Annotated in this window: 7 protein-coding genes; 1 reads left to right on the top strand and 6 read right to left on the bottom strand. The window is 61.5% G+C overall.

All coding sequences use genetic code 11. From position 1 onward, the window contains the following. The first annotated feature begins 170 nt into the window (after positions 1 to 170). A complete protein-coding gene (locus tag DWX63_RS11325; RefSeq protein WP_158559680.1) occupies positions 171 to 326 on the top strand; it encodes a hypothetical protein in 156 nt (51 codons plus the stop codon). Positions 327 to 328: 2 nt separating this feature from the next. Here the strand turns inward: DWX63_RS11325 and DWX63_RS10245 are convergent, their stop codons facing one another. The 6 genes from DWX63_RS10245 to DWX63_RS10220 all read right to left on the bottom strand — a co-directional run bounded on the left by DWX63_RS10245 (position 329) and on the right by DWX63_RS10220 (position 7914). After that, entirely contained in the window at positions 329 to 1123 is a 795-nt protein-coding gene (locus tag DWX63_RS10245) for an ABC transporter ATP-binding protein (RefSeq protein ID WP_022093887.1), read from the bottom strand. After that, on the bottom strand, positions 1116 to 2039 hold the full coding sequence (locus tag DWX63_RS10240) for an ABC transporter permease (RefSeq protein WP_117843638.1): 924 nt from the start codon (positions 2037 to 2039) through the stop codon (positions 1116 to 1118). Before DWX63_RS10240 ends, DWX63_RS10245 begins: the two co-directional genes overlap by 8 nt. 204 nt (positions 2040 to 2243) lie before the next feature. Then, positions 2244 to 3224: an ABC transporter substrate-binding protein gene (locus DWX63_RS10235; protein ID WP_117843637.1), complete on the bottom strand. Its 981-nt coding sequence runs from the start codon at positions 3222 to 3224 to the stop codon at positions 2244 to 2246. Positions 3225 to 3395: 171 nt separating this feature from the next. Continuing rightward, positions 3396 to 4184, bottom strand: coding sequence for a hypothetical protein (locus DWX63_RS10230; protein ID WP_117843636.1), 789 nt, complete (start codon positions 4182 to 4184; stop codon positions 3396 to 3398). A gap of 255 nt (positions 4185 to 4439) precedes the next feature. Continuing rightward, on the bottom strand, positions 4440 to 5843 hold the full coding sequence (gene asnS / locus DWX63_RS10225; RefSeq protein ID WP_117843635.1) for an asparagine--tRNA ligase: 1404 nt from the start codon (positions 5841 to 5843) through the stop codon (positions 4440 to 4442). 136 nt (positions 5844 to 5979) lie between these two features. Then, entirely contained in the window at positions 5980 to 7914 is a 1935-nt protein-coding gene (locus DWX63_RS10220) for an acyltransferase family protein (RefSeq protein ID WP_117843634.1), read from the bottom strand. Positions 7915 to 8038 lie beyond the last annotated feature (124 nt).

The following is an 8038-nucleotide window of genomic DNA, read 5'->3' as shown; positions in this document are numbered from 1 at the left end:
CCCTCGCGGCCTAGTCGCTATTTAGGGCGTCCAAGATTTGGGACGCAGTTCATCACATCGGACGGGCCGATAACTTGAGATGGGGTGGCCGCGGTGGCGTAAGCTGGGCCGCCGGCGAGCACGCCGGCAAGGAGTGCGGCGGTCAAGCAAGACGGGGAAGGAGTCTTCTCATGGCAGTTTCCTTAGTTCTTAACCAGTGGTTCCTGCTGACGCTGGATTATCGACATGATATGCGAAAACCGTCGCAAAGGTATCTGTTCCTTTGCGGCGGTTTTGACGTTTGCGCAGATAAAACCTGCCAAAATAAACCTGTCCCTTTTTGGTAGGTTTAGCTCAGCAGCATGCGGTCGTTGGCGAGCTCGCCGCCCGAGACCTCCTCGAACTTCTGCAGCAGGTCGGCTACGGTGAGCGACTTCTTCTCGTCGCCGGCCACGTCGTAGATCACATGGCCCTCGTGCATCATGATCAGACGGTTGCCCAGACGGATAGCGTCATTCATGTTGTGCGTAACCATGAGCGTGGTCAGATGGTTTTCGTCGACAATCTCCTCGGTCAGGTTGAGCACCTTAGAGGCCGTCTTGGGGTCGAGGGCCGCCGTGTGCTCGTCGAGCAGCAACAGGCGCGGCTTGGTGAGCGTGGCCATCAGCAGGGTGAGTGCCTGGCGCTGGCCGCCCGAGAGCAGGCCGACCTTGGCGTTGAGGCGCGTGTCCAGACCGAGGTCCAGGCGCTTGAGCAGCTCAACGTACTCGTCCTTCTCGGCCTTGGTGACGCCCCACGAAAGACCGCGACGCTGGCCGCGGCGCTTGGCGAGGGCCAGGTTTTCGGCAATTTGCATGTCGGCTGCGGTGCCGCGCATGGGGTCCTGGAACACACGGCCCAGGTACTTGGCGCGCTGCGACTCGCTCAGACGCGAGATGTCGGTGCCGTCGAGCTCAATAACACCCGAATCAAGCGGATACACGCCGGCGATCATATTGAGCAGCGTGGACTTGCCGGCGCCGTTGCCGCCAATCACGGTTACAAAGTCGCCATCGTTGAGGGTGAGGTCGACGCCGGTGAGCGCGCGCTTCTCGGTGACGGTGCCCTTGTTAAAGGTCTTCTTGACGTGCGAGAGCTTAAGCATCTGCCTCATCTCCCTTCGTGTAGGAGCTGCGGAGCTTATAGCGCTCCCAAACCACGGGCACGCACAGGGCCACGGCGACGATCACGGCGGAGAGCAGCTTCATGTCGTTGGCGTCCATGCCCAGTTGCAGCACGATGGCGCGGATGAGGAAGTACACCACGGAGCCAAAGACGGCAGAGGCAAGACGGACGCTAAACTGCGTCAGACCGCCGGGCAGCAGGCGGCCGAGCACCTCGCCGATAACAATGGCGGCAAGACCGATAACGATGGCGCCGGTGCCCATGCCAATGTCAGCGTACTTCTGGCTCTGGCAGATGAGCGCACCCGAAAGGCCGATAAGGGCGTTGGAGAGCACGAGGGCGATCATCTTGGTGGAGTTGGTGTTGACGCCCAGGGCGCGGATCATGTACTCGTTGTTGCCGGTGGCACGCAGCGCCGAGCCGATCTCGGTGCCAAAGAACCAGTACAGGATGGCGACGATGGCCACGGCCAGCACAATGCCCAGGATGATGGCGACGGTGGACTGCGGCAGGCCCGTCATGTGGCTGACGGATGAGAAGATAGTGCCCTTGGCAAGGATGGGCGTGTTGGACTTGCCCATGATGCGCAGGTTGATGGACCACAGACTGATCTGTGTAAGGATTCCGGCGAGGATTGCAGGAATCTCAAAAACGGTGGTCAAGATGCCCGTGACGGCGCCCGCGATGGCGCCGGCGCACATGCCGGCCAGCACGGCGAGCAAGGGGTCGATGTTATTGTTGACGATGAGCACGGCGCAAACACAGCCGCCGAGGGCAAAGCTGCCGTCGCAGGTCATATCGGGGATGTCGAGCAGGCGGAACGTGATAAACACGCCGAGCACCATAATGCCCCAGAGGACGCCCTGCGAAACGGCGCCCTGCAATGCAATGAGCATGCTTCATACCTCCTAGGATAGGGTGGACACGTGATTTTCCATAATAGCGGTACCAATGCATAAAAGAGCTGCGGACGGATGTTTTGTCTTATCCGAAACAAGCAGGGCGAACGCCGGTCTTTAGCGTTCGCCCCAATGACTCAGATATTGAATAACGCAGCTGTGGCGCGCGTGCGGGCCCTAGACGCGTCACCGCGCATGGCGTTATTCGTCCAGAGCGGAAAGGTCGATACCCAGAGCCTCGGCCATCTCGTCGTTCTTGACGACGACCAGGTCCTTGCTCGAGAGGTGCTTGATCGGCATATCCTCGGGCTTGGCCTCGCCCTTCAAGATCTTGACGGCCATCTCGCCTGCAGCGTAGCCCAGGTCCTCATAGTTGATGGAGAGGGTGAACAGGCCGCCGGCCTTGCACATGCCCTCCTCGCCAGTCACGAAGGGGAGCTTGTTCTCCTTGCAGATCTGGCCGACCTGCGAAGCGCCCGCGGCGATGGTGTTGTCGGTGGGGGAGTACAGCGCGTCGACCTTGCCCACGGCGGACTCGACGACGGACTGAATCTCGTTGGAGCTCGAGACGGTGAAGTCGGTGTACTCCAGGCCCAGCTTGTCGAGCTCCTTCTTGGCGGCCTTGATCTGGACGTCGGAGTTGGACTCGGCGGTGCAGTAGAGCAGGCCGACCTTCTTAACGTCGGGCAGGACCTTCTGCATCATCTCGAGCTGCTCGGCGACCGGGGTGAGGTCGGAAGCGCCCGTGACGTTGGTGCCGGGCTTGTCGTTGTCCTGGACCAGGCCGGAGGCGGCGTAGTCGGTGATGGCGCAGCCAACGATGGGGATATCGGCCGTAGCGCCGGCGGCAGCCTGCGCGGCGGGCGTGGCGATGGCATAGATCAGGTCGACGCCGTCGCCTACGAACTTGTCGGCAATGGACTTACACGTGGACTGGTCGTTCTGGGCGTTCTTCTGGTCGATCTTGACCTTGAGACCGCTCTTCTTGATGGCCTTGACGAAGCCGTCGTTGGCGGCATCGAGCGCGGAGTGCTCGGTGAGCTGCAGAACGCCGATGGTGTAGTCGGAACCGGCGGCAGCGGAGCCGGAACCAGAGTTGCCGCCGCATCCGGCGAGCGGAGCGAGCGCGAGCAGGCCAGCGGAGACAAGAAGGCTCCTGCGGCTGATGGTGATGTCCTTCATATCATTACCCCCAGTGTAAAAATGGCTGGAAACACTGCACTAGGAAAAAGTGCAAGTGGGACTATAGTAACGCCGATGTCCATTTTTACAATAACCTGGCGGGTTTTTTAATACTGAACCGGATGGGCGGTGCTGAGGAACGACGGACGGTAACGGGGCTTACGCTGCGGCTTACGCTGCGGGCGCGGGGCTGTCTTCTTCGTCTAGCGCGGCAAAGAGTTTCTTGCCGTCGAGCAAACGCGTGCTGACGTTTCTCATGCGGCTGACCTCAACGGTGCGCAGGGTATCGTCGGCGCCTCGGGTGTTGTAGACCGTTCCCAGCAGATACGAGACGCCATCGCGCTGCCTGATGGCAAAGGGCCGGACCGTCATCCGCACCACCTCGGTTTCGCCTCGGGTCAGGACGTTTGAGATATCAAAGCTGACAGTTGTTCCATGGTCGATGGCCTGTTCGACGAGCTCGCACGTGTCGATACGCTTGGCGTGCGGACGCGCTGTCTTGATGGGCACGTCGTTGGCGGCCGGTGTCGGTTCGGGCATATCGAGATAGCCGCGAACATCGGCGCTCGCCATGGCGACCAGGTGCTGCGCCATGCTTTTTCGAATGGCTATGGGCGTCGATCGGTTGCGCATGACCATGCCATGGAGCCGTATGATCTCCTCGTCAGCAAGCGGGCGGGTGAGGAGCCGATAGCCCACGCCGCGTTTATAGTCGATTTCGTATCCGGCGTGACGAAGTGCGGATATCGAGGTATAGATGCTGCGGCGTGCCGCCGAGATGGGCATGCGGGCGGGGTCGTCGGGATGGGCGAGGAGCTCGACCAGCTCGTCGGAAAGCAGCGCCTTGTCCTCGCCGGTGTTCTCGCTCAAAAGCTGCAGGATGCGTACGGCGCGATAGGCTGCCATCGAGGCGGAGCCCCTGGTCGTGGTCTCGTAGTTTTCAACAACGGCTTCGGTCATAGTGCCCACGTCCTTTCTTTTTGGTGATGGCAGATCAGAGCCTAGGGCGCGGAACCTGGCCAAGGACACGTGGCGCCTTGGACGGTCGATGGTTGCCGGCAAACGGCGGGTCGAGTTTTCAACAACCCTGCCTAACTGACCAAAACCTTGCCAAAAGCTTGACGGCTGCTGTTGAAAAAAGCGCCTCTCGGCCGATGTCGAGAGGCGCTTGTGCGATGAGCGTTGCGCGTGGCGACGCGAGCTAGTGCCCGACGATTAGAAGTCGGCGTTGCCCACGGTGCGCGGGTGCGGCAGGACGTCGCGGATGTTGCCCACGCCGGTGAGGTACATCACCAAGCGCTCGAAGCCCAGACCGTAGCCGGCGTGCTTGCAGGAACCGTAGCGGCGCAGGTCAAGGTAGTACTTGTACTGCTCGGGATTCATACCCAGGTCCTTGATGCGGGCCTCGAGCAGATCCAGGCGCTCCTCGCGCTGGGAGCCGCCGATAATCTCGCCGATACCGGGAACCAGACAGTCGGCGGCGGCGACGGTCTTGCCGTCCTCGTTCATGCGCATGTAGAAAGCCTTGATCTCGGCCGGGTAGTCGGTTACGAAGGTCGGGCGCTTAAAGTGCTCCTCGGTCAGGAAACGCTCGTGCTCGGTTTGCAGGTCGATGCCCCAGCTCACGGGATAGTCAAACTTGTGACCGGCGGCGACGGCCTGCTCCAGGATTTCGACGGCCTCGGTATAGGTGACGCGGGCAAAGTCGGAGTTGGCGACATGGTCTAGGCGCTCGAGCAGACCCTTGTCCACAAACTTGTTGAGCATATTGAGCTCGTCGGGGCAGGTGGCCATGACGTCCTTAAGGACGTACTTGAGCATGGCCTCAGCGTTGTCCATGTAGTCGTTGAGGTCGGCGAAGGCCATTTCGGGCTCAATCATCCAAAACTCGGCGGCATGGCGCGTGGTGTTGGAGTTTTCGGCGCGGAAGGTGGGGCCAAAGGTGTACACGTCGCCAAAGGCCATGGCAAAGTTTTCGGCATTGAGCTGGCCGGAAACGGTGAGGCTCGCATGCTTGCCAAAGAAGTCCTGACTCCAGTCGACCTCGCCGGCCTCGGTGAGGGGCGGGTTTTGGGGGTCGAGCGTGGTCACGCGGAACATCTCGCCGGCGCCCTCGCAGTCACTCGTGGTGATGATGGGGGTGTTGACGTAGACAAAGCCCTGCTCCTGGAAGAAGCGGTGGATGGCGGCAGCCGCGACAGAGCGGATGCGGAACACGGCGCGGAACAGGTTGGTGCGCGGGCGCAGGTGCTGCTGGGTGCGCAGGAACTCGACGGTTGCGCGCTTCTTCTGCAGCGGGTAATCCGGGGCACTCGTGCCCTCGACCTCGATGGAGGCGGCAGAAAGCTCGAAGGGCTGGGGCGCATCGGGGGTCAGCTTGACGGTGCCGGTGCAGATGAGGGCGGCCGAGACGTTTTGATGGGCGATCTCGTCGTAGTTGTCGAGCGCCTCGCGGTTCATGACGACCTGCAGGTCGCGGAAGCAGCTGCCGTCGTTGAGTGTAACGAAGCCAAAGTTCTTCATGTCGCGGACGGACTTGACCCAGCCGGCAACGGTGGCGGTCTGGCCACCGAGCGACTCGGCATCGGCATAGAGCTGCGCGATTTTGGTGCGGTTCACGTATCCTCCCAGAGCGGTTGTACGGATTATTTCCAAACAGTTAACCATTCTAACCCGCGAGCGGGGGCGTAGCAAAACGTCAGGTGTGATGTATGGGCGCGACGTGGGCACCGCGCAAGCGCCGATTTTGCGGCGCCTAGTGCCCGCAGATGGCTTGGCGTATGAGGGCGGCGTAGGTGTCGATTCCCGCCTGGGTGAGGTGCGTGCCGTCGTCGACGAGGTATTCGCTGTGGCCCTCCGAGGCACCGTTCCAGTCGATGACGCCGGCGTTGTCGTTTTGGGCGCAGACGTCACGAATCGTCTGGTTATTGCGGTCCTGTAGCTCGAGCGGCACGCGCACGGTCACAAAGTAGATGGGCTTGCCGCCCACGGCATTAATCACGTCCTGCACCTGCTGGGGGTCGCGGATGAGGCCGTTGGTGCCAAGTGCGCAGATGACCACGCTTGGATCGTAGTTGGCACTGTCCTGTGCATAGACATCCTGGAAGGTGTAGAACTGGCGGCTCACCACGCCGTCGATGTAGGCGTTGGGAAGTGCCGCCTGAATACCGGACTGTGCGCCCGCAGTGACCGAGTCGCCGATCATCAGCACGCGGGCATCGCAGGTCCCGGTCGCCTCGTCGTAGGTAAAGCTCTTCCAGTCCAAGTTCTTGGGGATCTTTTCGGCGATAGGACCTTCTTTGGGCTTTTGCTTGGTGGCGTCATCGGATGCGGTGTCGCTGGGCTGGGAGTCTTTACCGGATGCGGGCTCGGCGCCCTTGTCGTTGGCTCCGTTGTCCTGGGATGAGGTCGGGTTCTGGGCAAGCTCGGGGCGGAGCTGCTCGGCGCGGGCGGTGGCGATACCTGCCCAGTCAAGCGGCGCGAAGGCAAGTGCGGCGACGCATACGGCGCCAAGCGCAGAAAGTGCCATGGCGGGCGAAAGGACGTGCGTCTTTGCCGTGTTGCCCTGCTGGGCGGGCTTGCGGGACCAAGGACGTTCGACGAGACGATAGAAGACCTCGGCAACCGTAAGGATCACCACAAGCTGTAGCGCCTGCTCCCACCAGGCGATGCGGGTAGTGCGGGTTGCGGGGTTCATAAGAAGCAGTAGGGGATAGTGCACCAGATAGACCGAGAATGAGCGCTGACCCAGCCAGACGAGCGGCTTGACCGACAACAGGCGACGCACGATGCACTCCGTATTCTGCACGCAGATGATGAGGAGTCCGGTGACGAGGGCAAGCAGCAAAAAGCCGCCGCGGTAGAGCCAGGCGCTCTCTCCGGTCAGCATGAGTGCGCCGGCTATAACGGCAACGAGCCACGCGATAGAAATCGCGTTGACCTTTGAGATGCCCTTGTTGGCGCCGGGGGTATGGATGTCACCGCTCAGTATCTCGCGCAGACGCGGCGCGGCGATGGCGGCTAAGGCTCCGCATAGAAGCTCGGCGGCACGGGCGTCGGTTCCGTAGTAGACGCGCGATGTGTCGGCGGTGGGATTAAACATGAGGACCATGGCTGCCGTCGATACAAGCGCGAATGCGATCGTGATGCCGATGGCGGTGTTGCGAGACCTGGTTTTGCTGCACAGCGCCATAAGGATGACCGGCCATACCAGATAGAACTGCATAGTGACAGCACAGAACCACAGGTGCGTGAGCGGCGAGGGGAGCCCCGCGGCGGCGAAATACGAGACGTTGCGGAAGATGTAGAACCAGTTGCTCAAAAAGAGTGCCGATGGCAGTGCATCCTGCTGCACCTTGGGGAGTAGGCTCGGGGCCGCGATGTAGGTGGCGACGGCGGTAAGCGCGATGGTCACGACGATCGGCGGCATCATGCGCGCAACGCGGCGGCAGATATAGCGCGGGTATGAGAATCCGTCGCGTGCCGTGGCCCGCATAATGCTTTTGGTGGCGAGATAGCCACTCAGCGTAAAGAAGAGTGTAACGCCCAAAAAACCGCCGGTCAGGCGGCTGGGGCGAAGGTGATATAGGACGACGCCGGCGATGGCGAGGGCGCGAAGCCCGTCGAGCGCGACGATGCGTTGGTTGCGTTGAGGCGCGGCATGTGCGGCGCCCGTGGGTGTGTTTTGCATCGATCTTTCCTCCAATGTCGACCTAGCAGTCTAGCGCTGTGTGCAGACAAAGGAAGGGGGTTCGTGCGGTTGAACAACATGCCGCGGGGCGATGCTTCGCTACGCAAAAGCCGCACCTGCGTTG

The sequence above is a fragment of the Collinsella sp. AF20-14LB genome, assembly GCF_003459505.1.
In the GTDB taxonomy this organism is placed as follows: Bacteria; Actinomycetota; Coriobacteriia; order Coriobacteriales; family Coriobacteriaceae; genus Collinsella.
The sequence above is the reverse complement of the archived record's forward strand: the minus strand, read 5'-3'. Positions and strand labels throughout refer to the sequence as shown.